The organism is Allobosea sp. OAE752, assembly GCF_050433265.1.
Lineage (GTDB): Bacteria > Pseudomonadota > Alphaproteobacteria > Rhizobiales > Beijerinckiaceae > Allobosea > Allobosea spartocytisi.
In genome coordinates, this window is the sequence record NZ_JBNPXO010000005.1 from 137,338 (window position 1) to 162,186 (window position 24,849).

The 24,849-nt window shown below is 65.2% G+C and carries 22 protein-coding genes; 19 read left to right on the top strand and 3 right to left on the bottom strand.

What is annotated here, in order from left to right; all coding sequences use genetic code 11:
• Positions 1-218 precede the first annotated feature (218 nt).
• The 7 genes from GGC47_RS14740 (at position 219) to GGC47_RS14770 (ending at position 10,398) form a co-directional block, all read left to right on the top strand.
• A complete protein-coding gene (locus GGC47_RS14740; protein WP_142020892.1) occupies positions 219-1,841 on the top strand; it encodes an ABC-F family ATP-binding cassette domain-containing protein in 1,623 nt (540 codons plus the stop codon).
• Between the two features lie 365 nt (positions 1,842-2,206).
• The gene (uvrA, locus tag GGC47_RS14745; RefSeq protein WP_429068533.1) at positions 2,207-5,128 is read left to right on the top strand and encodes an excinuclease ABC subunit UvrA; all 2,922 of its coding nucleotides are present in this window, start codon (positions 2,207-2,209) and stop codon (positions 5,126-5,128) included.
• Positions 5,129-5,493: 365 nt separating this feature from the next.
• The gene (locus tag GGC47_RS14750; RefSeq protein WP_142020890.1) at positions 5,494-5,925 is read left to right on the top strand and encodes a hypothetical protein; all 432 of its coding nucleotides are present in this window, start codon (positions 5,494-5,496) and stop codon (positions 5,923-5,925) included.
• On the top strand, positions 5,897-7,141 hold the full coding sequence (locus GGC47_RS14755; RefSeq protein ID WP_142020889.1) for a hypothetical protein: 1,245 nt from the start codon (positions 5,897-5,899) through the stop codon (positions 7,139-7,141). The genes GGC47_RS14750 and GGC47_RS14755 overlap by 29 nt, the downstream gene beginning before the upstream one ends.
• Before the next feature lie 22 nt (positions 7,142-7,163).
• Positions 7,164-7,760: a dCTP deaminase gene (gene dcd / locus GGC47_RS14760; RefSeq protein WP_185747831.1), complete on the top strand. Its 597-nt coding sequence runs from the start codon at positions 7,164-7,166 to the stop codon at positions 7,758-7,760.
• Positions 7,761-8,346: 586 nt separating this feature from the next.
• Positions 8,347-8,673, top strand: a complete 327-nt coding sequence (locus GGC47_RS14765; protein WP_142020887.1) for a hypothetical protein — start codon at positions 8,347-8,349, stop codon at positions 8,671-8,673.
• Positions 8,674-9,057: 384 nt separating this feature from the next.
• Positions 9,058-10,398 (top strand): O-antigen ligase family protein, encoded by a 1,341-nt coding sequence (locus tag GGC47_RS14770; protein WP_142020886.1) that lies wholly within the window; start codon positions 9,058-9,060, stop codon positions 10,396-10,398.
• A 9-nt stretch (positions 10,399-10,407) separates the two neighbouring features.
• Here GGC47_RS14770 and GGC47_RS14775 read toward each other — a convergent pair whose 3' ends face one another.
• Positions 10,408-11,574: an acyltransferase family protein gene (locus GGC47_RS14775; protein WP_142020885.1), complete on the bottom strand. Its 1,167-nt coding sequence runs from the start codon at positions 11,572-11,574 to the stop codon at positions 10,408-10,410.
• A gap of 241 nt (positions 11,575-11,815) precedes the next feature.
• Between GGC47_RS14775 and GGC47_RS14780 the strand changes: the two genes are divergently transcribed.
• From GGC47_RS14780 to rimO, 12 genes are all read left to right on the top strand, one after another.
• Entirely contained in the window at positions 11,816-12,172 is a 357-nt protein-coding gene (locus GGC47_RS14780; RefSeq protein WP_142020884.1) for a DUF2849 domain-containing protein, read from the top strand.
• Positions 12,173-12,175: 3 nt separating this feature from the next.
• The gene (locus GGC47_RS14785; RefSeq protein ID WP_142020883.1) at positions 12,176-13,846 is read left to right on the top strand and encodes a nitrite/sulfite reductase; all 1,671 of its coding nucleotides are present in this window, start codon (positions 12,176-12,178) and stop codon (positions 13,844-13,846) included.
• Positions 13,833-14,366, top strand: coding sequence for a DUF934 domain-containing protein (locus GGC47_RS14790; RefSeq protein ID WP_429068442.1), 534 nt, complete (start codon positions 13,833-13,835; stop codon positions 14,364-14,366). Before GGC47_RS14785 ends, GGC47_RS14790 begins: the two co-directional genes overlap by 14 nt.
• Positions 14,363-14,614, top strand: a complete 252-nt coding sequence (locus GGC47_RS14795; RefSeq protein WP_112762164.1) for a hypothetical protein — start codon at positions 14,363-14,365, stop codon at positions 14,612-14,614. Before GGC47_RS14790 ends, GGC47_RS14795 begins: the two co-directional genes overlap by 4 nt.
• Positions 14,611-16,065, top strand: a complete 1,455-nt coding sequence (gene cysG, locus GGC47_RS14800) for a siroheme synthase CysG (RefSeq protein ID WP_142020881.1) — start codon at positions 14,611-14,613, stop codon at positions 16,063-16,065. Before GGC47_RS14795 ends, cysG begins: the two co-directional genes overlap by 4 nt.
• A 202-nt stretch (positions 16,066-16,267) precedes the next feature.
• The gene (locus GGC47_RS14805; protein WP_038367500.1) at positions 16,268-17,311 is read left to right on the top strand and encodes a sulfate ABC transporter substrate-binding protein; all 1,044 of its coding nucleotides are present in this window, start codon (positions 16,268-16,270) and stop codon (positions 17,309-17,311) included.
• Positions 17,312-17,315: 4 nt separating this feature from the next.
• Positions 17,316-18,209, top strand: a complete 894-nt coding sequence (cysT, locus tag GGC47_RS14810; protein ID WP_113252368.1) for a sulfate ABC transporter permease subunit CysT — start codon at positions 17,316-17,318, stop codon at positions 18,207-18,209.
• Positions 18,202-19,089, top strand: a complete 888-nt coding sequence (gene cysW, locus GGC47_RS14815; RefSeq protein WP_038367504.1) for a sulfate ABC transporter permease subunit CysW — start codon at positions 18,202-18,204, stop codon at positions 19,087-19,089. The genes cysT and cysW overlap by 8 nt, the downstream gene beginning before the upstream one ends.
• Positions 19,090-19,117: 28 nt before the next feature.
• A complete protein-coding gene (locus tag GGC47_RS14820; RefSeq protein WP_038367506.1) occupies positions 19,118-20,164 on the top strand; it encodes a sulfate/molybdate ABC transporter ATP-binding protein in 1,047 nt (348 codons plus the stop codon).
• A 127-nt stretch (positions 20,165-20,291) separates the two neighbouring features.
• The gene (locus tag GGC47_RS14825) at positions 20,292-20,729 is read left to right on the top strand and encodes an OsmC family protein (RefSeq protein WP_112762160.1); all 438 of its coding nucleotides are present in this window, start codon (positions 20,292-20,294) and stop codon (positions 20,727-20,729) included.
• Complete coding sequence (locus tag GGC47_RS14830; RefSeq protein ID WP_370954247.1) at positions 20,726-21,592, top strand: sulfurtransferase; 867 nt, start codon at positions 20,726-20,728, stop codon at positions 21,590-21,592. Before GGC47_RS14825 ends, GGC47_RS14830 begins: the two co-directional genes overlap by 4 nt.
• A 103-nt stretch (positions 21,593-21,695) precedes the next feature.
• The gene (rimO, locus tag GGC47_RS14835; protein ID WP_370954246.1) at positions 21,696-23,015 is read left to right on the top strand and encodes a 30S ribosomal protein S12 methylthiotransferase RimO; all 1,320 of its coding nucleotides are present in this window, start codon (positions 21,696-21,698) and stop codon (positions 23,013-23,015) included.
• Positions 23,016-23,193: 178 nt separating this feature from the next.
• Here the strand turns inward: rimO and GGC47_RS14840 are convergent, their stop codons facing one another.
• Positions 23,194-23,520: a hypothetical protein gene (locus GGC47_RS14840; RefSeq protein ID WP_370954245.1), complete on the bottom strand. Its 327-nt coding sequence runs from the start codon at positions 23,518-23,520 to the stop codon at positions 23,194-23,196.
• A 219-nt stretch (positions 23,521-23,739) separates the two neighbouring features.
• Complete coding sequence (locus GGC47_RS14845; protein ID WP_429068443.1) at positions 23,740-24,714, bottom strand: quinone oxidoreductase family protein; 975 nt, start codon at positions 24,712-24,714, stop codon at positions 23,740-23,742.
• Between the last annotated feature and the right edge of the window lie 135 nt (positions 24,715-24,849).

Consider the following 24,849-nt stretch of genomic DNA (forward strand, 5'->3'; position numbering starts at 1 on the left):
CTCCCACGCCCTTCCGCGGCCGTCATGCTCGCCCTTGTGGCGAGCATCCACGTCTTGAACGCGACACTCGACCAGAGAAGACGTGGATGGTCGGGACAAGCCCGACCATGACGCGGCAAGCCTTCCATTCATAGGCCTCAGGTTCGAGCCTGGAGCCTGTCCCGAAATGACCGGCAAATTCATCCCGGTCGAACAATCACAGCAGCTCGCAGTACCCCATGATCCGGCTCGAAAACATCAGCAAGCAGAACGGCAAGCAGATCGTCTTCATCGAGGCCTCCGCGGCCTTGCAGAAGGGCGAGAAGATCGGCCTCGTCGGCCCCAACGGCGCCGGCAAGACCACGCTGTTCCGCCTCATCACCGGCGAGGAAGCGCCCGATGAGGGCCAGGTCTCGATCGATCGCGGCATCACCATCGGCTATTTCAGCCAGGATGTCGGCGAGATGGCCGGCATGAGCGTCGTCTCGGCCGTGATGGACGGCGCCGGCCCGGTTTCGAGCGTCGCGGCCGAGCTCGCCGCGCTGGAAGCCGCCATGGCCGATCCCGACCGCGCCGACGAGATGGAGGAAATCGTCCTGCGTTATGGCGAGGTGCAGGGCCGCTTCGAGGAGCTCGACGGCTATGCGCTCGACGGCCGCGCCCGCGAGGTCCTCGACGGCCTCGGCTTCAGCCCGGCGATGGTCGAGGGCGATGTCGGCGCGCTCTCCGGCGGCTGGAAGATGCGCGTCGCGCTCGCCCGCATCCTGCTGATGGCCCCGGACGCCATGCTGCTCGACGAGCCGTCGAACCATCTCGACATCGAGAGCCTGATCTGGCTGGAGGAGTTCCTCAAGGGCTATGAGGGCGCGCTCCTCATGACCTCGCATGACCGCTCCTTCATGAACCGCATCGTCGGCAAGATCGTCGAGATCGACGGCGGCTCGCTCACCACCTATTCCGGCGATTACGAATTCTATCAGCAGCAGCGCGCGCTCTCGGAGAAGCAGCAGCAGGCGCAGTTCGAGCGCCAGCAGGCGATGCTGGCCAAGGAGATCGCCTTCATCGAGCGCTTCAAGGCCCGCGCCTCCCATGCCGCGCAGGTGCAGAGCCGGGTCAAGAAGCTCGACAAGATCGAGCGCGTCGAGCCGCCGAAGCGCCGCCAGACCGTGAAGTTCGAGTTCCAGCCGGCGCCGCGCTCCGGCGACGATGTCGCGGGCCTGAAGGGCGTCGCCAAGCGCTATGGCGAGAAGGTCATCTATGATGGCTTCGACTTCCAGATCCGCCGGCGCGAGCGCTGGTGCGTCATGGGTGTCAACGGCGCCGGCAAGTCGACGCTGCTGAAGCTCGTCACCGGCACCTCCGAGCCCGATAGCGGGATCGTCACCCTCGGCGCCGGGGTCAAGCTCGGCTATTTCGCCCAGCATTCGATGGAGCTGCTCGATGGCGAGCGCACCGTGTTCGAGACGCTGGAGGATGCCTTCCCGCAGGCCAATCAGGGCTCGCTGCGGGCGCTGGCCGGCTGCTTCGGCTTCTCGGGCGACGATGTCGAAAAGCGCTGCCGCGTGCTCTCCGGCGGCGAGAAGGCGCGCCTCGTCATGGCGCTGATGCTCTACGACCCGCCGAATTTCCTCGTGCTCGACGAGCCCACCAACCATCTCGACATCGCCACCAAGGAGATGCTGATCGAGGCGCTCGCGGCCTTCGAGGGCACGATGCTGTTCGTCAGCCACGACCGGCATTTCCTCGCGGCCCTGTCGAACCGCGTGCTGGAACTGACGCCCGACGGCGTCCACGCCTATGGCGGCGGCTACACCGAATATGTCGCGCGGACCGGACAGGAGGCGCCGGGACTGCGGCACTGAGGTGCTGCTGGCCGCGCTTTACCCTCAGCCCTCATCCTGAGGAGGCCTGAAGGCCCGTCTCGAAGGATGTTCCAGGAGGCGCCTGAGATAACTGGAGCATCCTTCGAGACGCCGCTGACGCGGCTCCTCAGGATGAGGGCTTGTGAAGGTCGTGGCCGAAGAGCTGCGTTCCTGCCATCCCCTGTCAGCATCGCTCTTGGCTGCCTCCCGTCCGGGCCGTCCCGCATGCTAAACATTCCCGCTGCCCGGAGGACCGGGCTGGTATGGCGCGACAATTGCCCTATCTCTAGGCCTTCTCCGAGACGGACGCCCCGATGGCCCGCAAGACCGAAACCGCCGCTGCCCAGGCTGCTGCGCTGGAAGACATGTTCGACCGCAACCGCGCGGCCGATCCGAACAGCCGCGCCATCACGGTGCGCGGGGCGCGCGAGCACAATCTGAAGAATGTCGATCTCGCCATTCCGCGCGACAAGCTCGTGGTGTTCACGGGCCTCTCCGGCTCGGGCAAGTCCTCGCTCGCCTTCGACACGATCTATGCCGAAGGCCAGCGCCGCTATGTCGAGTCGCTCTCGGCCTATGCCCGCCAGTTCCTGGAGATGATGCAGAAGCCCGATGTCGACCAGATCGACGGGCTCTCGCCGGCGATCTCGATCGAGCAGAAGACGACCTCGAAGAATCCGCGCTCGACCGTCGGCACCGTCACCGAGATCCACGACTATATGCGCCTGCTCTGGGCGCGCGCCGGCATTCCCTATTCGCCCGCGACCGGCCTGCCGATCGAGAGCCAGACCGTCCAGCAGATGGTCGACCGCATGACCGAGCTGCCGGAGAAGACGCGCGGCTACCTGCTCGCGCCGGTCGTGCGCGGCCGCAAGGGCGAGTTCCGCAAGGAGATGGCCGAGTGGCTGAAGCGCGGCTTCCAGCGCGTCAAGGTCAATGGCGAGTTCTACGAGATCCCGGACGCGCCGCCGCTCGACAAGAAGTTCAAGCACGACATCGACGTGGTCGTGGATCGGATCGTGATCCGGCCCGATCTCGGCGCGCGCTTGGCGGATTCGCTGGAGCAGGCGCTGGAGCTGACCGACGGCATCGCGGTCTTCGAATATGCCGACGAGAAGGAGGAGAACGGCGAGGCCAAGCGCGTCACCTTCTCCTCGAAATTCGCCTGCCCGGTCTCCGGCTTCACCATTCCCGAGATCGAGCCGCGGCTGTTCTCGTTCAACAACCCGTTCGGCGCCTGCCCGGTCTGCGACGGCCTCGGCCACGAGATGCGGATCGATCCGGACATGATCGTGCCGGACCATTCGCTCACCCTGAAGAAGGGCGCGATCGCGCCCTGGGCCAAGTCGACCTCGCCCTATTACGGCCAGACGCTGGAATCGCTGGCGAAGCATTTCGGCTTCTCGATGACCAAGCCCTGGTCGGAGCTGCCGGAAAGCGCGCGCAAGGCGATCCTGTTCGGCACCGGCACCGAGCCCGTCCGCATGGCCTATAATGACGGCCTGCGCAGCTATGAGGTGAAGAAGCCCTTCGAGGGCGTCATCACCAATATGGAGCGGCGCTGGAAGGAGACGGAGTCGGACTGGGCGCGCGAGGAGATCGGCCGCTTCATGTCCGAGACGCCCTGCGCCGCCTGCAACGGCTATCGCCTGAAGCCCGAGGCGCTGGCGGTGAAGATCGACATGCGCCATATCGGCGAGGTCTCGAAGCTCTCGGTCAAGGACGCTCTGGACTGGGTCACGAACCTCCCTGCCCGGCTCTCGAAGAAGCAGAACGAGATCGCCCCGCGCATCCTCAAGGAAATCCGCGACCGGCTGACCTTCCTGCTCGATGTCGGGCTGGAATACCTGACGCTCGCCCGCGCGTCGGGCACGCTGTCCGGCGGCGAGAGCCAGCGCATCCGGCTGGCGTCACAGATCGGCTCGGGGCTCACCGGCGTGCTCTATGTGCTGGACGAGCCCTCGATCGGCCTGCACCAGCGCGACAATGAGCGCCTGCTCGGCACGCTGCGGCGCCTGCGCGACCTCGGCAACACGGTGATCGTGGTCGAGCATGACGAGGACGCGATCCTGACGGCCGACTATGTCGTCGATGTCGGCCCCGGCGCCGGCATCCATGGCGGCGAGATCGTCGCCAAGGGCACCCCGCAGGACATTCTGGACGATCCCAATTCGCTCACCGGCAAATACCTCACCGGCGAGATGTCGGTCGCGGTGCCGGCCAAGCGTCGCAAGGCCACGAAGGGCCGCAGCCTCAAGATCGTCGGCGCGCGCGGCAACAACCTGCGCAATGTCGATGTCGAGATTCCGCTGGGGATGTTCACCTGCATCACCGGCGTCTCCGGCGGCGGCAAGTCGACGCTGGTGATCGACACGCTCTACAAGGCGGTGGCGCGCAAGCTGAACGGCGCGATCGACCATCCGGCCCCGCATGACCGGATCGAGGGCATCGAGCATCTCGACAAGGTCATCGACATCGACCAGTCGCCGATCGGCCGCACGCCGCGCTCGAACCCGGCGACCTATACCGGTGCCTTCACGCCGATCCGCGAATGGTTCGCCGGCCTGCCGGAGGCGAAGGCGCGCGGCTATCAGGCCGGGCGCTTCTCGTTCAACGTCAAGGGCGGCCGCTGCGAGGCCTGCCAGGGCGACGGCGTCATCAAGATCGAGATGCACTTCCTGCCGGATGTCTACGTCACCTGCGACGTCTGCAAGGGCAAGCGCTACGACCGCGAGACCCTCGAGGTGAAGTATCGCGACAAGTCGATCGCCGACGTGCTCGACATGTCGGTCGAGGAGGCGAAGGGCCTGTTCAAGGCGGTGCCCTCGATCCGCGACAAGATGGAGACGCTGGCGCGCGTCGGCCTCGACTATGTCAAGGTCGGCCAGCAGGCGACGACGCTCTCGGGCGGCGAGGCGCAGCGCGTCAAGCTCTCCAAGGAACTGTCGAAGCGCGCCACCGGCCGCACGCTCTACATCCTCGACGAGCCGACGACGGGCCTGCATTTCCACGACGTCGCCAAGCTCATGGAGGTGCTGCACGAGCTGGTCGACCAGGGCAATTCGGTGGTGGTGATCGAGCACAATCTCGAGGTGGTGAAGACCGCCGACTGGGTGATCGACATGGGCCCCGAAGGCGGCGACGGCGGCGGCCAAGTGGTGGCCGAAGGCACACCGGAGGACATCGTCCGCATCGGCAAGGGCCACACCGCGCGCTTCCTCAAGGACGTGCTGGAGCGCCGGCCGATCAAGAAGGGGAAGACCGTGGCGAGGCAGGCGGCGGAGTAGGCGCGCCAACGGGGAAGAAATATCCCCGCCAATCTCGGATGCATTAGAGAAACTTCTGCGCTCGACTCGTTTTAGCGACCCGTCATATGACGCTTATCGAGACAGAGCACGGGGCAGCCTGACCTGGCAGTCCGGCTACGAAAGCGTTGCAGCGATTGTTGGTTCGCTGCAATAAGCCCTAGCTGGCGTCAGTGTGCGTACAGGATTCCTCGGCTCGCAAGCGTACCATACGTAAATTGGTAACGAATCGTTAGCCATACTGATTGCAGCAAGATCCAAGGCGTGCGAAGACCCTTTCAAATCGTCGTCGAGGGATCGATTCTTAATCAGCCTGGTTCTTTGTCAGCTGGGACAGGGAGAGCCATATGAGCAAGATCGCCGGTCGCATGTCCTCCTCGGAGCTGGGGGAGTTAGCGCTGGATGCAGCCATTCAGGTCGAGGACGTGATCCACGGCCGGGCTATGCGCCTGACTTCCGTAAAAGAGTTGATGGAGGCTCTCCTCAGCTCGCTCCAAAATCCGACAACCTCACAAGCTCCGCTCGATTTGGCGCTTTTGCCGATCTATGAATCGGCATTCGATGTCATGGGGAGCAAGCCAGACAAAGTCGGTGATTTTCGACGCGGCGTTTATGATATCCTCGAGAAGTTCGTCGAAGCCGATCCTTCAAAGGGCTCCGAATTTCTGACGCGGTTAAGAGATTTTTGCGTAGCTATACACGACCAATCGCTGTCTCAACGTATCGATCTTCTCCGAGCATCGGCCTATCATGACGGAATGGCAATTCGAGCCTATTGATCTCTCAACGAATGCTTCTTTAAAACTTGATAGGCTCATCGCTCAGGCTGATGCAATCATCAGCTCTGAACACCCCAATATCGATAGTAAAGCGGCAGCTATTGAATTAAAAGCGCAGGCGGAAACGGCCAAGCGACGGCTCTCGTCTTTCTCTCAATTCCCGGCCAACCTGCAGAATTCTCTATTACGACAGGCAAATTTTACACTTACCCGAATAATGGAGCTCCTGGGCTTCATTGTCCGCTCCACTGCAACGAGAAATCTCTTTGAATTGTACTTTCCGTTCCGAGAAATTTCTCAGCGCTTGGTAGGCCAAGACGTTAGGCTGATCATTTCCTCCGACTGGCGGTATTCTCCTTTTACGTACCCTTTCGGGTTGGAGGAGCTTCCTAAATTTGTACTAATTGGCCTTCCCGCATCAGAATCTGAGAATGCGCTCGTATTTCCTACAGCCGGGCACGAGCTCGGCCATAACATCTGGCGAGCCAAGGACTTCAAAGATAAATTTCAGACTGTTGCGGAAGAAGCAACCTACCAAGCATACGAAAAGCACCGCGCTGATTTCGAGATGATATTTCAAATTAGAGGCGCCGACATTAGAAATGATATGTTCGTTCAGCCAATTATTTACAAGAGTCTTGCCTCAACCATGAGGCAGCTAGAGGAGATTTTCTGCGATGCGGTTGGGGCTATACTATTCGGCGCCTCTTACCTATATGCTTTTGATTATTTAATTGCGCCCACAGTCAGCGGCAGACGCTCAGGAGATTACCCAAACACTAAAACCCGCGTTGAATATATTCAAAAATTTTCTTCAGGCATCAATCTTGTTGTTCCGAATATTTCAGCTCGTTTCACTGACGAGTCGTTTTCAGGCATAGCCACTTCGGATTTCATAATTCGAATGGCAGATGATGCGGTTGGGCAACTCGCTGCTGATGTTTTTGGTGCTGCATACTCGTACGTGGCTAGGCATGCGTCGGTTAATACTGATTTGGCCGGCAGTGAAAAGGCGCTTTCCTGCTTCGAGCATGGGCGCCCTGTTGGCGATCAAACTCAACTGGGCGCTCTTATCAACGCCGCGTGGGCCGTTTACAACGACCCTGTAAAGGCGCAGCGACTAGCTGACCACGGCGTCGACCTGATTCCATTCTTGACCGATTTAGTTATTAAGTCAGCTGAAAATCTAGAGTTTGCGAGCTTCCGAAATGCTTAGCACCCTAGAAGTTAGAAAGCGTATGGTAGACAGCTCGCTCGATACCAACGAGCGCATTGTTTTGGTGCCAGACCCCTTTGAGGTGGATGACGCCCAAATCGGGCGAACGTCGGTCGACCTTCGACTGGGCCGATGGTTTACTTTACTACAGCAGACAAGAACAAGCCTGATCGACTTCGCCAAACCGCGCGATGAAGGACAATTTTCGGCTCGCGAAGGGAAGACTTCCTTCGTCCCATTCGGCCAGAAGTTCGTTCTTCACCCCAACCGCTTCGTATTGGCCAGCACATTCGAGTGGCTAGCGCTCCCGTCGGATGTCGCAGCCTATATTTCAGGAAAATCTGCGCTTGGACGCATGGGTTTAATTATCGAGACCGCAGCAGGTATCCATCCGGGCTTCTCGGGAACAATAACTTTAGAGCTATTCAATTGCGGTGAAGTTCCGGTCGGAATTTATCCCGGCATGCGTATATGCCAACTCTTCTTCCACGAGGTAGCTGGCGAAAAAATTGTGAAGAATACCTCGTTTGGCGGCAGACGGAAACCTGCATTCGGCTCATACACACCCGATAAGATTCTCGAAGCCATGCGGCCCGATGAGGCGAATACCTTGTTTTGAGAGGCTTTCTTCAAAACGCGAACAGCAGCAGCCCAAGCTAATGTGAAAGCGTCACAGCGCCCTCGTCGTCCCGTCCTGATCGCAAACTTATCCCCGCCCCTTCTCACCCGCCCTATCCTGCCCTCGCCTATCACCCAAACGGGGCGGCCGTCCGGAGGTATGCTGGAGGTTGGGTGAGGGTCGGCGCCTGCGGGCGGGGGTTACGCCCTGCTCCCGGGAGGCTTCGGGGCACCGCCCTGGGGACATTACGATCCCTGTGCGAGGAGCTCGCTGGGAACGGCCGGCGGTTGACGACGGGTGCGGCGACGACGCGACAACCCGATGAGGGGAACTGGCGTCGAAACCCGCCATCCTGAACCGTCCAAGCCCGATAAGCGCGGCCCGGAGTCCGAAATCGCCGAAGGCGGAGCGCCACGGGGCGTGCGACGGGTGGCTCAATCCCGCCGCGCCGCAGCCTGGCTCAACGGTTGCGGATTCCCTTGCGCCTCGCGGCGCTCCGCCAGCCCTGCCTAGCCACCCTTGCGACCCCGCTGCGCATCCCCGCGGGCGGACGATCCCGCCTGCCTCACCCGACCGGAGCCCCGCCATGCCGAAACGCCAGAACACCCCAGCCGCCATCCCGCCGATCACCGATTTCGAGAGCTGCCAGAGGGCGCGGCACGCCCTGTTTCGCCGGCTGACCGACCAGCTCGAAATCTTTCGCGTCTGCCCGAACAGAAACTGCAAGCGGATGCACGCCTGCCAGGATGCGCGCGGCGCCTGCTTCCACGCCGTCTTGCAGGCCATGCCGGACGAGGTCCGCAGATCGTTCGCCTATGCGATGCAGAACCGCGCCAATGGGCTCGACCCCGACGAGGCGATCGCGCAGGCCGAGGCCCGCATCGCGGCGGAGCGCGCGCGCCACGGCGGGTAGACGCTCGCCGCATGTTCTTGGAAACGCGGGTCGTCCCGGACGGAGCCTTCGGGTCCAATCCTCGATCGGCCCAGGGATTTGAAAACTCCGCGGAGATCCGGGATCCGGGCCTGAGCCTTGCTCCGATGGGGTCCGGCATGGATCCCGGGTCAAGCCCGGGATGACCGCGGGGTTCCCGGGCACGCCGTCGATCCGGGGCGCCGCAGCCTCGTCGTCGCGGGATCCTCCGGGGCCGCGCATGACGCCGGCGGCGGGAGACGTGACCGCCGGGACGGGGCGGTCGGCGTCATGAGCAGGGAATGACGGGCTCTTAACGAGCCTCTGTCATAGGATGGCGCGTGGGGGCCCTTGCGGGCCGCAGGGCACACGGACCGCCGCGACGCCATGAGCCAGACAGGGAGCATCACGCAGGCCGCCGCAGGCCCGGCCGGGAGCGCATCCGGGGGCGCGCAGGAGGCCCTGCGCCTGCGCCGGCTGGCGACCTTCCTCTCCGGTCTCGCGCTGTTCATCCTGATCCTGACGCTGCAGCCCTTCGCGCCGCCGCCGGACCCGTCGCAGATCGGCGCGCCCAGCAGCGGCAATATCGTCAACCAGATCGGCTATCTCGTGCTGGGCGGGCTCTATCTCGCGGCCATGCTCCGGCTGAAGCCGCGGCCGGTGCTGGCGCGGCTCGGGCTCGGGACCTGGCTCACGGTCTTCGCCATCGCGGCGCTCTCGACCCTCCAGGCGCTCGACCAGGCGGCGGCGCTGCGCGGCCTGCTCCTCGGCGCGATCGCGATGATCCTGGTGGCGGGCGTGCTGGTGCTGCCGGAGGACGAGCCGGGCTTCGCGCTCGCGGCGGCCAATGCCTGCCTCGCCGTGCTCGCCATCGTCTATGGCGTGCTGCTCGTCGCGCCCCATCTCGCCGTGCACAGCGCCGAGGGCGTCGAGGGCGTCCATGCCGGCGACTGGCGCGGGCATCTCTCGCACAAGAACTTCGCCGCGCCGGTCTTCTCGATGATGGCGATGATCGGGATCTATTGCTGGCGCAGCGGGCTGAAATGGCGCGGCGCGATCATCGTGGCGCTGTGCGTGGTCTTCGTGCTCAACAGCGGCTCGAAGACGACGCTCGGCTTCCTGCCGATGGCGATCGGGCTCGTTGTCCTCGGGCGGTTCAGCGGGCGTCCGGGATTGGCCGTCGCCCTGCACATCCTGCTCGTCGCCGTGATCGCCTGCCTCACCGTCGGCACGGTGATGTCGCCGCAGCTCTACAAGCTCGGCGCGGCGCTGATCTCGGACCCGACCTATACCGGCCGTGACGAGATCTGGAAATTCGCCCTCGCCCGCATCGCCGAGAAGCCCTGGCTCGGCTACGGCTATGCCAGCTTCTGGCAGACCCCGGTGGTGACCGGGCTGGAGGAGAATTTCGAGGCGAGCTGGGACGTGCGCGGCATCGGCTCGGGCCATAACAGCTATCTCGACGCGATGCTGATGTTCGGCGTCCCCGGCGCCGTCGTCATGATCTGGCTGCTGATGATCCGCCCGCTGGGGAGCTATCTCGCCGCCGCCCGAACGCCGGACAGGGCCAGGCTCGCCGATCTCTTCGTCATGATGGTCATCTTCATGACCTATGTCGGGATGCTCGAAGCCTTCCTGCTCAACCGCTCGGATCCGCTCTGGACCCTGTTCGCCACGGCGGTGATGGGGCTCGAATTGCTGCGGCGGATGCGGGTGAGGACGGGCTGAGGCCGCCCGTCACCCGGCCGGCAGCACGACCGGGCGGGGCTGGCGGCGCCAGGACTTCTGGCCGAGCACATAGGGCTTCACCGCCAGGAAAGGCTTTTCGATCCAGAGCCAGGAGAACAGCGCGAACAGCACCACGAGCGGCGCGGAAACCGCGAACAGCACGAGCCCGCTGCCGTGAACGACATCGAGCTGACTGACCAGCGCCTGCTGGATCGGGAAGCCATAAAGATAGATGCCATAGGAGACGTCGAGTTTGCGGATGCGCTGCGGCAGCTTGAGCGGCAGCAGGCCGATATAGACGACGCAATAGGTCAGGAAGGGCGGCACCAGGAAGGAGAGCTCGCGCGGCGCCGACATCAGGGCGATCGAGGCTGCGAGCGCCGCGGCGAACAGGCTCCAATGGATCTTCAGCCGGTCGCGCCATTGGAAATAGAGGCAACCGACCAGGAAATAGAACACCACGACGGTCCAGTGGTAATTGCCCTCGGTGACGCCGAATCCGCGCAGATAGGCCCAGGCTGTCGCTGCGATGATGATGCCGATCGTGAGCGCCGCGAAGAGGACGCGTCGGCGCAGCAGGCCGGCGGCGATCATCAAGGCCATCACGATGTAGCAGTAGAATTCGGGCTTCAGCGTCCAGAGGTTCTGGTTGACCGTGTTCGCCACGGGATTGCTCTCGAAGACTCCGGGCAGCTCGAAGCGGATGCGGCCGACGACATTGCCGAAATACTCCCAGAACCGGATGTCGTTGACGTAGTCGCGCAGCGCCCATGTCGTCAGCAGCGGCCCGAGCACCAGCGCCGAGAGGGCGATCTCGACGAAGAGCGCCGGGACGATGCGGATGGCGCGCAGGGTGATGAAGGGGCGCACCGCGCCAGTACGCAACGCACTGCCGGTGACGAGGAAGCCGCTCAGGGCGAAGAACGCCGGGACGAGACTGAGCAGGAAGAGGCCATGCCAGCCGGTCCAGTCTTTGCCGGTATCGGCGCCGGCGACCCAGCCGGAATGGACGGCGAGAATGGTCAGCGACAGGGTGAGACGCAAGGCATTGAAACCGGGCCCCTCGCCGCCATTGCGATCGAGAATGTCGGCCGCGCTCGGCCATGACGCGAAAAAGCCGCCGGAAGCGCCTGCGCGCATCGGCTCAGTGTTCGATTTCAGAACGTTGCGTGTCATCTTCGGCCATTCCACATCCGGGTCTCGCCGCTCCTGCAAGCGAGGCGCCGAGACGGCCTCCGGATAAAATTACTCCAAATGGATGGTAATAGAGAAAATCACGCTATCTGACGTGAATTGAAGCGTGTCGAAGGCTGCTTTATTTTATGCGTTCGGAAAAACGAACGTATCGGACGCGAGCCTTGGCGAGCCTGACCCTCGATCATCGACCGGCTGAAGCCAGCGGCACGGAGTTCGCCTGATGGCTGCGGCAGCCAAGCGCGTTCCGCTGCCGGCGATCCTGCTGGCCAACGATCTGCTCGACGGCGATGTCGTTTTCGCGACGGCCGACGCGGCTGGCACCCTCGTCTGGACTCGCGATCCGGCGCAGGCACTGGTCGCGAACGACGATGCTGCGGCCGATGGGCTCGAAGCCTTCGCCGCGGCCGGGCTGCGCGGCAACACCGTCGTCGACGCCTATCTCGTCGATGTCGCTATCGAGGGCGGCCATCCGGTTCCGCGCCATTTCCGCGAGCGCTTCAAGACGCTCGGTCCCAGCAATCGTCCCGATCTCGGCAAGCAGGCCGGCGAGGGTATCGCGTCCGCGCCGAAGGGTTGATCGATGTACCGTTACGATGAATTCGACGAGCGCTTCGTCCGCGAGCGGGTCGCGCAGTTCACCGATCAGGTCTCGCGGCGGCTGGACGGTTCGCTGACCGAGGACGAGTTCAAGCCGCTGCGGCTCAAGAACGGCGTCTATCTCCAGCTCCACGCCTATATGCTGCGGATCGCCGTTCCCTATGGCACGCTGAATTCCAGGCAGCTTCGTCAGCTCGCGCTGATTGGCGAGAAGTACGATCGCGGCTACGGCCATTTCACCACGCGCCAGAACCTGCAGTTCAACTGGCCGAAGCTGCGCGATATCCCGGAGATCCTCGGCCTGCTCGCCGATGTCGAGATGCACTGCATCCAGACCTCCGGCAACTGCATCCGCAACGTCACGGCCGATCATTTCGCCGGCGTCGCGCAGGACGAGATCGAAGATCCGCGCCCGACGGCGGAGTTGATCCGGCAATGGTCCTCGGCGCATCCCGAGTTCAGCTACCTGCCGCGCAAGTTCAAGATCGCGGTGACGGGCGCCGAAGCCGACCGGGCGGTCATCAAGGCCCACGATATCGGCCTGCGCCTGCGTCGCCATCCTGACACGCATGAGGTCTGCTACGAGGTCAGCGTCGGCGGCGGGCTTGGCCGCACGCCGATGATCGGCAAGGTGGTGCGCGACTACCTGCCCAAGAAGGACCTGCTCGCCTATCTCGAGGCGATCATGCGGGTCTATAATCTCGAGGGCCGGCGCGACAACAAGTACAAGGCCCGCGTCAAGATCCTCGTCCACGAGATCGGCGCCGAGGAATTCACCCGCCGCGTCGAGGCCGAATTCGCGCAGCTCGACGGCCCTTCGATCAATGCCGATCCGGAAGAGGTCGCGCGCATCGCCGCCTATTTCGCGCCGCCGGCCTATGAGACGCTCCCGGCCGTTAGCAACACGCTGGAGGCGGCCAAGGCCAGCAACCCGGCTTTCGCCCGCTGGGTCGATGTCAACACGGCGCCGCACAAGGCGCCGGGCTATACCGCGCTGACGATCTCGCTGAAGCCGATCGGCCAGGCGCCGGGCGATGCGACGTCCGAGCAGATGCGCGTGGTCGCCGATCTGGCGCAGCGCTATTCCTTCGACGAGTTGCGCGTCACCCATGCGCAGAACCTCGTCCTGCCGCATGTGCGCCAGCGCGATCTCTTCGCGATCTGGCAGAAGCTCGGCGAAGCCGGGCTGGCGGAGGCCAATATCGGCCTCGTCACCGACATCATCGCTTGCCCCGGCCTCGATTACTGCGCCTTGGCGACGGCCCGCTCGATCCCGATCGCGCAGGCGATCCAGCAGCGCTTCGCCAATGAGGCCCGCCAGCGCGAGATCGGGCCGCTCGGCATCAAGATTTCCGGCTGCATCAATGCCTGCGGCCATCATCATGTCGGCCATATCGGCATTCTCGGGCTGGAGAAGCGCGGCATCGAATCCTACCAGATCACGCTGGGCGGCGACGCCACCGAGAACGCGGCGATCGGCGAGATCCTCGGCCCCGGCCTCGCCGCGGAAGACGTGCCGGACGCGATCGAGCGCATCATCGCGGTCTATCTCGCCGAGCGGGCGGAGGGCGAGAGCTTCATCGACAATGTCCGCCGGATCGGGCTTGCCCCCTTCAAGGCCGCCTTCCAGGAGACGACCCGTGCCGCTGCTTGACCGAAACGGCGCCCGCGCGGATCGCTGGACCCGCAGCGAAGGGGCGGCGATCGACAATATTCCCGCCGCGATCGTGCCGTGGGAGTTCCTCGCCGAGGCGCTCGAACGGCAGGTGCCCGGGCAGAGCATCGGCGTCCTGATCCCGAACAACCTCCCGACGGCGGAGCTCGCCCCGTTCCTGCCGCGCCTCGCGCTCGTCGCCATCGCCTTCCCCGCCTATTCGGATGGGCGCGGCTTCAGCCAGGCCCGCCAGATCCGGCGCGCGGGCTTCGGCGGGGAGTTGCGCGCCAGCGGGCCGCTCATCGCCGACCAGTTCGCCTATGCCCTCTCCTGCGGCTTCGACACGGTCGAGCTGCCGGAGGCCAGCGCGATGCGGCAGCCTGTCGAACAATGGCTGCGCGCCCGGGATTCGTTCAGCCGGACCTATCAGCGCGGCTATGGCACGCCGGAGCGCAACATCCTGGATCGGCGGCGCGCGGCGCGTACCGACGCGGCGGCCACATCAGCGGCAACGCCATGAGCATCACCACACCGGCCAGCGGGCAAACCGGCGCGAGCCGGCGCATCGCGCCGGTCGCGATCGAGGAGGACAGCATGGCTGGTGAGGTCGAAATGCTCCTGCAGCCCGACCAAACGGCTCGCAGCCGTTGGCTCGATCTGTGCTTTCGTCTTATCATCCTCGCGCTGGCGGCGTTGTGGCTGCTGGTGCCGCCCGCTGGCGGGGCGCCGATGGCGACGGATGGGAAGGCGATAGCGACCACGCGATGAGCGAAAGACGCCCCGAGACGACCGCACGGCGCATCGAGCCGCTGGCGACGCTGCCGCTGTTCCACAAGCTGGCCGGCCGCAAGGCCGTGCTGGCCGGGAGCAGCGAAGGCGCGCTGTGGAAGGCCGAACTGCTCGCGGCCGCGGGAGCGGAGCTGCATATCTTCGCTGGCCGCGATTCGGCATCTTTCGCGGCACTCGCCGAGGATCCCGCCGCGCGCATCCATATCCACGCCCGGCGCTGGTCGCCGGAAGATTTCGATGGGGCCGCGCTTGCCGTCGCCGATCTCGATGAGACGGACGAGATTCGCGCCTTCGTCGCGGCCGCACGCGCTGCCGGCGCCCCGGTCAACATCGTCGACAAGCCGGAATTCTGCGATTTCGCCTTCGGTGCGCTGGTCAACCGCTCGCCGCTCGTCGTCGCCGTCTCGACCGACGGGGCCGCGCCCGTCTTCGGGCAAGCGATCCGGGCCAAGATCGAGGCGCTGCTGCCGGCCGGGCTGAAGGGCTGGGCGCAGGCCGCGACCGATTGGCGCCCGAGCGTTCAGGCGCGCGAACTGCCCTTCGCCCTGCGCCGTGCCTTCTGGGAGCTCTTCGCCGGCAAGGCGATGGCCGAGCCCGAGCGCGAACCGACGCAACAGGACGCGGCCGAGCTTTTCGCGAAGCTCGCACAGCTCGAATCGTCCTTCGACGGCAAGGGCCGGGTCACGCTGGTCGGCGCCGGGCCGGGCGATCCGGAACTGCTGACGCTCAAGGCGATCCGCGCGCTGCAGAGCGCCGACATCATCCTCTATGACGATCTCGTCTCGCCGGGCGTGCTGGAATTCGCCCGGCGCGAGGCCAAGCGCATGCTGGTCGGCAAGACCGGTTACGGGCCCTCGGTGAAACAGGGCGACATCAACGCACTGATCGTCTCGCTGGCCTCGCAGGGCAAGCATGTCGTGCGGCTCAAGGGCGGCGACCCCGGAATCTTCGGCCGAGCCGGCGAGGAGATCGAGGCCTGCCAGGCCGCTGGCATCCCGGTCGCGATCGTGCCCGGCATCTCGGCGGCACAGGGCGCAGCCGCCTCGCTCGGCCTCTCGCTGACCCATCGCGACCATGCAAGGCGGCTGCAATTCGTCACCGGCCATTCGCGCAAGGGCGAATTGCCCGATGATCTCGACTGGCGCGCCATGGCCGACCCGGCTGCTTCGACCGTGATCTACATGGCGCGCGCCACCCTGCCCGGCTTCCGGGAAAAGGCGCTCGCCGCCGGGCTCGATCCACAGACGCCGGCCGTCGCCGTGCTTGCGGCGACACGGCCCGACGAGCTACGGATCGCGGCGACGATCGAAACCCTGCCGGAACGGCTCGCGGAACTTTCCGCGACCGGGCCGGTTCTGGTCCTGCTGGGACGTGCCTTCGGCTCGGCCCTGGCTGAGGCCGAGGCGGCGGCGGATCGCCGCCGCGCCTGAGAGCGGGCGAGGAGAAGCATCCTCGTCTTGGCCCGTAACGATGCGGGGAGATGCGTGTTCTCCCCGGCGTCGAAACTTTGGAACGGGACCGCTGCCCGGCCACATTGTGGCAAGATCGAGATTTCAGTACGTTTCGTTTGTTATTCAGAACGGGCGGAGCTTCCTCAATCGGGCTCCGCCCGGATCGCAACGGAGCCCTGACATGACACGACCCGCGTTTCGCCGCCTGCTTCGGGCCGGACTGGTTCTGGGAGCCTTCACGATCTGCTTCGGCGTGGTCGCGGGAGCCCGCGCCCAGTCCATCGAGCTGCTCAACGTCTCCTACGATCCGACCCGCGAGCTCTACCGCGACATCAACGCCGCCTTTCTGGCGGATTGGAACGCCAAGCATCCGGACAGGAAGATCACGACCATCCGCCAGTCGCATGGCGGCTCGGGCGCGCAGGCGCGCACCGTGATCGACGGGCTCAACGCCGATGTGGTGACGCTGGCGCTGGCCGGCGACATCGACGCCGTCGCCGAGCGCTCGAAGAAGCTGCCGCTCGACTGGCAGAAGCGCCTGCCGGACAACTCCTCTCCCTACACCTCGACCATCGTGTTCCTCGTCCGCAAGGGCAATCCCAAGGCGGTCAAGGACTGGGGCGACCTCGTGAAGCCTGGCATCCAGGTCATCACGCCGAATCCGAAGACCTCGGGCGGCGCGCGCTGGAACTATCTCGCCGCCTGGGCCTATGCCGAAAAAGCCTTCAACAAGGACGACGCCAAGGTCCGCGACTATATTGCCAAGCTGCTCGGCAATGTCCCGGTGCTCGACACCGGCGCGCGCGGCGCGACCACGACCTTCACCCAGCGCGGCATCGGCGACGTGCTGCTCGCCTGGGAGAACGAGGCCTTCCTCGCCCAGGACGAGTTTGGCAAGGACAAGTTCGACATCGTCGTGCCGAGCCTGTCGATCCTGGCCGAGCCGCCGGTCGCCCTGGTCGACGGCAATGTCGACGCCAAGAAGACCCGCGAGGCCGCGCAGGCCTATCTCGAATTCCTCTATACGCCGAAGGCTCAGGCGATCATCGCCAAGAACCACTACCGTCCACGCAACACCGAGGCGGCCGACCCCAAGGACCTCGCTCTGTTCCCGAAGCTCGAGCTCGTCACCATCGACAAGGATTTCGGCGGTTGGGCCAAGGCGCAGCCGACGCATTTCGGCGATGGCGGCACGTTCGACCAACTCTACAAGCCGGCACGGTAAGTCTATGACAACGACGGCGTCCTTCCGCTGGCGAGAGCCCAGTATCCTGCCCGGCTTCGGCCTGGCGATGGGCATCACCGTGACGGCGCTGTCGCTGATCGTGCTGATCCCGCTGGCGGGCCTGTTCGTGAAGGCCGCCAGCGCCGGCCCGGCCGATATCTGGGCGGTGGCGACCTCGCCCCGGACGCTGGCCGCGCTCAGGCTCTCCTTCCTCGGCGCGCTGTTCGCGGCGCTGGTGAACACCGTGTTCGGGCTGATCCTCGCCTGGGTTCTGGTGCGCTACGACTTTCCCGGCCGGCGCCTGATCGACGCGGCGGTCGACCTGCCCTTCGCCCTGCCGACCGCGGTCGCCGGCATCTCGCTCGCCGCCATCTATGCGCCGAACGGCTGGGTCGGCTCGTGGCTGGCGCCGCTGGCCTTCCGGTTCACCATCCCCTTCACCGATATCTCGATCGGCTTCGACGGCAAGGTCGCCTACACGCCGCTCGGCGTCATGGTGGCGCTGATCTTCATCGGCCTGCCCTTCGTGGTCCGCACCGTCCAGCCCGTGCTGGAAGAGCTGCAGAGCGACGTCGAGGAGGCGGCGGCGCTGCTCGGCGCAAACCGTTTGCGCACCGTCTTCCGCGTCATCCTGCCGCCGGTGCTGCCGGCGCTGCTGACCGGCTTCGTGCTGGCCTTCGCGCGGGCCGTCGGCGAATACGGCTCGGTGATCTTCATCGCCGGCAACATCCCGATGGTCTCCGAGATCGCGCCGCTGCTGATCGTGATCCGGCTCGAGCAGTTCGACTATGCGGGCGCCGCCGTGATGGCGACGATGATGCTGCTGATCTCGTTTGCGCTCATCCTGGCGGTCAACCTCGTGCAGGCGCGGGCGCGCCGGAGGTTCGGCGATGTCTGACGCCACCTTGCCTGCCGCGACCGCGCCGGCCCGGCGCGATGGAAGCCGCGCCCGCGGCGAGAGCCGGTTCGTCCAGTTCGTGCTGATCGCGGTTTCGCTCGCCTTCCTGCTGCTCTTCCTGCTGCTGCCGCTGGTCACGGTCTTCGTCGAGGCTGCCGCCAGGGGCTGGGAAGCCTATCGCGCCGCGATCACCGAACCCGACGCGCAAGCGGCGATCCGGCTCACGCTCATCGTCGCGGCCATCGCCGTGCCGTTCAACACCGTCGTCGGGATCGCCGCAGCCTGGGCCATCGCCAAGTTCGAGTTCCGCGGCAAGAACCTGCTGATCAGCCTGCTCGACCTGCCCTTCTCGGTCTCGCCGGTGATCTCCGGCCTGGTCTTCGTGCTGCTCTTCGGCGCGCAGGGCTATTTCGGTCCGTGGCTGCAGGCGCATGGCGTCTCGATCATCTTCGCGCTGCCGGGGCTCATCCTCGCCACGGTCTTCGTCACCTTCCCCTTCGTGGCGCGCGAACTGATTCCGCATATGCAGTCGCTCGGCTCAGCCGACGAGGAAGCGGCGCTGACGCTGGGAGCCTCGCCCTGGCGGGTGTTCTTCACCATCACCCTGCCGAACGTGAAGTGGAGCCTGTTCTACGGCATACTGCTCTGCAATGCCCGGGCGATGGGCGAATTCGGCGCTGTCGCGGTGGTTTCCGGCAAGATCCGGGGCGAGACCAACACCATGCCGCTGCATGTCGAGATCCTCTACAACGAGTACATGGGACCGGCCGCCTTCGCCGTCGCCTCGCTGCTGGCGGGGCTGGCTCTCGTCACCCTCGTGCTCAAGACCCTGCTGGAATGGCATTATGGCGATGCGATCGCCGCCAGCCGCCGGCACTGACCCAAGCCTGGACGAAGGACGAAAACCCATGTCGGTCGCCGTCACCATCGAAGCCATCGAGAAGCGTTTCGAGAATTTCCCGGCGCTGCGCGGCGTCTCGCTCGACATCCAGCCGGGCGAGCTCGTCGCGCTGCTCGGCCCTTCCGGCTCGGGCAAGACCACGCTGCTGCGCCTGATCGCGGGGCTGGAGGAGGCCGACCGGGGCCGGGTCCTGTTCGGCGACATCGACACGCGGGCGCTGTCGCTGCGCGACCGGCGCATCGGCTTCGTCTTCCAGCAATATGCGCTGTTCAAGACGATGAACGTCGCCGACAACATCGCCTTCGGCTTGCGGTCCCGCCCGCGCGAGGAGCGCCCCATCGCGAGCGAAATCAGCAAGCGCGTCAAAGGTCTGCTCGAACTGGTTCAACTGCCGGGTCTGGAAAAGCGCTATCCGAGCCAGCTCTCCGGCGGCCAGCGCCAGCGCGTCGCGCTCGCCCGCGCGCTCGCCATCGAACCGCGCGTGCTGCTGCTCGACGAGCCTTTCGGTGCGCTCGACGCCAAGGTCCGCAAGGATTTGCGCGCCTGGCTGCGCGAATTGCACGGGCGCGTCGGCCACACCACCGTGTTCGTCACCCATGACCAGGAAGAGGCGCTGGAGCTTGCAGACCGCGTCGCCATCCTCAACGCCGGCAAGATCGAGCAGGTCGGCTCGGCCGACGACGTCTACGACCATCCGGCGACGCCCTTCGTCTGCGAATTCCTGGGCGAGGTGAACAAGTTGCCGGTCAAGGTCGTCGGCAGCCAGGCCTTCTTCGGCGACCGGCCGGTGCTGGGCGGATTGTCGCAGAACCAGGGCGGCCCGGCCTCCCTCTATGTCCGGCCGCAGCATCTGCGCATCGTTGACGAGACGCCGCTCGCCCTGCCCGGCACGGTCGAGCATCTGCGCCGCAACGGGCCGCTGCGCCGGGCTGAGGTCGCTGTCGAGGGGCTGAAGAAGCGGCTCGACGTCGATCTCGCCAGCCAGGTCGCTCCCGCGATCGGCGAGCGGGTGCGGCTGCGCATCACGCATGGCAACCTGTTCGCCGCCGCCTGATCCCGCTCTCGGGGCATCCGGTGGTGCCGAAAACCGGTTTCCACTTTTCGGCCCGATGCCCTAGCCTCCGCCCCCGAATCCCGCCGCGACAAGGGCGGCCGGTCCTCGATCCGGACAGGAGATCGCGATGAAAGCACGCGCGAAATGGGTGGAAGGCATGGCCTTCATGGGCGAGGCCGGCAGCGGCCACGCGGTGATGATGGACGGCGCGCCGGATTATGGCGGCCGCAATATCGGCATCCGGCCGATGGAGATGCTGCTGATCGGGCTCGCCGGCTGCACCGGCTTCGATGTCGTCAGCATCCTCAAGAAGGGGCGCGAGGCGGTGACCGGCTGCGAAGTCGAGGTCGAGGCCGAACGCGCGGCCAGCGACCCCAAGGTCTTCACCAGGATCCATCTGCGCTACCGCATCACCGGCAAGGGCCTCGCTTATGCCAAGGCCGAGCGGGCCGTCACATTGTCGAAGGAAAAATACTGTTCGGCTTCGATCATGCTCGGGGCGACCGCCGAGATGAGCTACGAGCTCGATGTGATCGACGAACTGCAGAAGGATGAAGCTGCATGAGCCAGCCCGGATTCGCAGGATTGATCACGCCCGACGCCCTCGCCGCGCGTCTCGGCGACAAGAACCTCGTCATTCTCGACGTGCGCACCGCGGCGGATGGCGGCAAGGAAGCCTTCGAGGCCGGGCATATCCCCGGTGCCGTTCATTCCGACTATGCCGCCGATGGCTGGCGCGCCAAGGTCGGCAACGCGCCCGGCATGCTGCCTGCCGCCGATCACCTTGCCGCGCTGGTCGGCCGCCTCGGCATCAAGCCGCATGACGATGTCGTCATCGTCTCGGCCGGCACGGCGCCGACCGATTTCGCGGCGGCGGCGCGCGTCTACTGGACGCTGAAATTCATCGGCCACGGCCAACAGGCGATCCTGGATGGCGGATTCAGGGGTTGGACGAGCGATCCGAAGCGGCCGGTCGAGAGCGGCCCGTCGCAGCCGAAGAGCACCGAGCCCTATCCGGTCGTCGCCCAGCAGCAATTGCGCAGCACGACGGATGCGACCCTCATCGCCTCCCGCAGCAAGCAGGCGAGCCTCGTCGATGCGCGTGGGCCGAGCTATTTCGAAGGCCGCGAGAAGGCGGCCGAGGCGACGCGCGGCGGCCATATCCCCGGCGCGATCGCGCGCGACTATGCGGGGGCCTTTGAGCCCAGCTCCGGCAAGCTCAAGCCGCGCTCCGAGCTGGAAAAGATCTTTGCCGTGGTGCCGCAGGGGCCGGCGATCTCCTATTGCAACACCGGCCATTCGGCGGCGGCGAACTGGTTCGTGCTCTCCGAACTGCTCGGTCGCGACGAGATCGCGCTCTATGACGGCTCGATGACCGACTGGACGCAGGATCCCGAGCGGCCGGTCGCGACGGGCGCGGCGGCCTGAGCCGCTTTCGATTGCAAATCAGGCTGAAAAGGTTCAAAGGAAGCGCCGATCGCGTGTCACGCGCGCGGCGCTTCCTGACATTCTGGACATAAGCCATCAGCCGATGAACGCCGTCGCGCCGAAAATCTCCTTCGTTTCCTTGGGTTGTCCGAAAGCCCTCGTCGATTCCGAGCGGATCATCACCTCGCTGCGTTCCGAGGGCTATGAGCTCTCGAAGAGCCATGCCGGGGCCGACCTCGTCATCGTCAATACCTGCGGCTTTCTCGACAGCGCCAAGGCGGAGTCGCTCGAGGCGATCGGCTCGGCCATGGCCGAAAACGGCAAGGTCATCGTCACCGGCTGCATGGGCGCCGAGCCCGAGCAGATCCGCGACGCCTTCCCGAACGTGCTCGCGATCACCGGCCCGCAGGCCTATGAGAGCGTGGTCTCGGCGGTGCACCAGGCGGTGCCGCCGAAGCACGACCCGTTCGTCGATCTCGTGCCGGACCAGGGCGTGAAGCTGACGCCGCGGCACTATGCATACTTAAAGATTTCAGAGGGCTGCAACAATCGCTGCACCTTCTGCATCATCCCGAAGCTGCGCGGCGACCTCGTCTCGCGGCCGATCGGCGACGTGCTGCGCGAGGCCGAAAAGCTGGCCAAGGCCGGTGTCAAGGAATTGCTGGTGATCTCGCAGGACACCAGCGCCTACGGCCTCGACATCAAATACGCGCCGTCGATGTTCAAGGATCGCGAGATCCGCACCCGCTTCTTCGAGCTCGCCCGCGAGCTCGGCCAGATGGGGATGTGGGTGCGGTTGCACTATGTCTATCCCTATCCGCATGTCGACGAGGTCATCCCGCTGATGCAGGAGGGGCTGGTGCTGCCCTATCTCGACATTCCGTTCCAGCACGCTTCGCCGAACGTCCTGAAGGCGATGAAGCGCCCGGCCCATCAGGACCGCACGCTCGACCGCATCCGGAAATGGCGCGAGATCTGCCCGGACCTCGCCATCCGCTCGACCTTCATCGTCGGCTTCCCCGGCGAGACCGAGGAGGATGTGCAGTTCCTGCTCGACTGGCTGAAGGAAGCGAAGCTGGAGCGCGTCGGCTGCTTCAAATACGAGCCGGTCAAGGGCGCGCCCGCCAACGACCTCGGCCTCGCCCTCGTCCCCGAGGAGGAGAAAGAGGCGCGCTGGCACCGCTTCATGAAGGCGCAGGCCGAGATTTCCACCCGCATCGTCAAGGCCAGGGTCGGCAAGCGCATTCAAGTCATCATCGACGAGGCCGGGCCGACCGTCGCCAAGGGCCGCTCGAAATGGGACGCCCCCGAGATCGACGGCAATGTCTATGTCGCAAGCCGGCGCCCCTTGCGCCCGGGCGACATCGTCACCGTGAAGATCGAGCGCGCCGACGCCTACGACCTGCACGGCGTCACGGTCTGAGCCGCGCCTTTAGAGCTTGCTGATTTTAGGCGGAAACACAGAGGCATCCCGGGCCTGACCCGGGATCCATGCCAGAGCGTTTCCGACGAAGGTTCGGGCATGGATCCCGGCTCTCCGCTTTGCTCCGGCCGGATGACCCGCGTTTCCTCGGAATGCGCTCCAGCGCGTCCGACTTCCCTCAGTTGAAGGTGCAGAGCCGACGGATGGTGCGGCCGTTGCGGTCGCGCGCCGTGCCGAGGCTGCTGCAGGCATCGGCGACGGGAGCCGCCTCGCCCTGCTCGCTCCGCTTCGGCGGCTCGCTGCAGATGCCGGCGGCACAACCCGTTTCGGCGTAACGCAGGCGCGCTGCGCCGGGAACGCGGAGGCGGCCCTGCTCGGCGCCGTTCAGGATGGCGGCCGGAACGGTGGCCTGCCCGCCTTGGCCCCGGAGCTGCTGCGCCAGCGCAACGCCGGAAAGGCTCAAAATACCCAGAAGAAAAACAGTTGCCTGAAACCTGGTCGACATGACCGTCGTCCCGAAAAGATCGTCAGCATTGCGCTGGCATCCATTCGTCGCGGCGTCGTGCCGGCGGGTTCACGACGCCAACAAAAATGCGCCCGGCAAGACCGGGCGCAGGATGTGACCGTCGTCTGACGTCATGCTCGGGCTCGACCCGAGCATCTCGAAAACCAGCTTCCTCTGGTCATGAGATTCTCGGGTCAAGCCCGAGAATGACGAGCAGGATCAGGGGAGAAGCACCGTCGAGCCGGTCGTGCCGCGCGATTCGAGCGCGCGATGGGCATCCGCCGCGTCCTTCAATGGGAAGGTGGCGTTGACCGGTACCGTGACCTTGCCGGAGAGCACCGCGTCGAACAGGTTCTTCGCCATCGCCACCATGGTTTCGCGCTTCGCGGTGTGGGTGTTCAGCGTCGGGCGGGTGACATAGAGCGAGCCCTTGGCCGAGAGGATGCCGAGATTGAAGGCGTCGACCGGGCCGGAGGCGTTGCCGAAGGAGACCATCAGGCCGAAGGGCTTCAGCGTGTCGAGCGACTTCATGAAGGTGTCCTTGCCGACGCCGTCATAGACCACGTCGCAAAGCGCGCCGCCGGTGATCTCCTTCACCCGCGCCGCGAAATCCTCCTCGCGATAGTTGATGACGTGGTCGGCGCCATGGGCCTTCGCCAGTTCCACCTTCTCCTTCGAACCGGCCGTACCGATCACGGTTGCGCCCAGCGCCTTGCCCCATTGGCAGAGGATCAGGCCGGTCGCCCCGGCCGCCGCATGGACCAGGATGGTGTCGCCCGGCTTCACCTTGTAGGTCCGGTGCAGCAGGTACTCGGCGGTCAGCCCCTTCAGCATCATGCTGGCGGCGGCCTCGTAGGAGATGCCCTCCGGCAGCGCGACGACCGAGGCCGCCGGCACGATGCGCTCCTCGGCATAGGCGCCGTGCGCCGCGACGACCGCGACGCGATCCCCGACCTTGAACTCGGTGACGTTCGGCCCGACCGCCAGCACGTCGCCGGCGCTCTCATTGCCCAGGGTGAAAGGCAGTTGCGGCGCAGGATAGAGCCCCGAGCGGAAATAGGTGTCGATGAAATTGAGGCCGATGGCGCGGTTGCGGATGAGAATCTCGCCCGGCCCGGGCTGCGGCAGCGTGACGTCCTCGAACGCCAGAACGTCCGGGCCGCCGGTTTTATGCACGCGAATGGCTTTGACCATGGAAGACATCTCCCTCGAATGAATGCACCGACCATAGTTCATCGCGCGGGAAAGCAGCATCCTCGGCAAATGCAGACGCACCTTGCGACTTTGCGGCCCGTGGCCAAAACGCCGTGCATCGGATAGCGAGGGATC